The sequence below is a fragment of the Salinimicrobium oceani genome (genome assembly GCF_012037645.1).
Window position 1 is genome coordinate 1 of record NZ_JAAVJR010000864.1, and the last position, 401, is coordinate 401.

General features: G+C 44.1%; 1 protein-coding gene. It reads left to right on the plus strand.

Annotation, left to right across the window (positions count from 1 at the left end; all coding sequences use genetic code 11):
- On the plus strand, nucleotides 1-125 hold a 125-nt coding region (locus tag HC175_RS19780; RefSeq protein ID WP_317172373.1), incomplete at its 5' end, for an OST-HTH/LOTUS domain-containing protein.
- Nucleotides 126-401 lie beyond the last annotated feature (276 nt).

The following is a 401-nucleotide window of genomic DNA, read 5'->3' on the forward strand; positions in this document are numbered from 1 at the left end:
CCCGTAACTACGGATTTCAGAAATTGACGCCCATGATCAATTCAATTGACAGGTTTGAGATCGAATCCCGGGAAAATCAGGGAAGAGGAAAGTACAAGCTTATCTATGTTAGGAATAAGGAATAAAAAAATGATAAAGGTTTAAGGAATAAGGAGTAATTATAGTTGCCAGTTGCGGGTTGCGGGTCGTTATGGGTAGAGTCATTGCGAGGGAGCCAGCGGGCGACTGAAGCAATCTCCCGGTGGTTCACCGTATTTTTTAGACGGTTATCCTCTTTCCTCTGTCCACTGTTAATTGATCACTGTAAATTGATCATTGCTCATTGATCATTGCTTCCGCCTCGTAAACGGCACGAACCTCACCGGCAGCAGCTCTTTGGTGGTGATCTTTCCGTTCTTTTT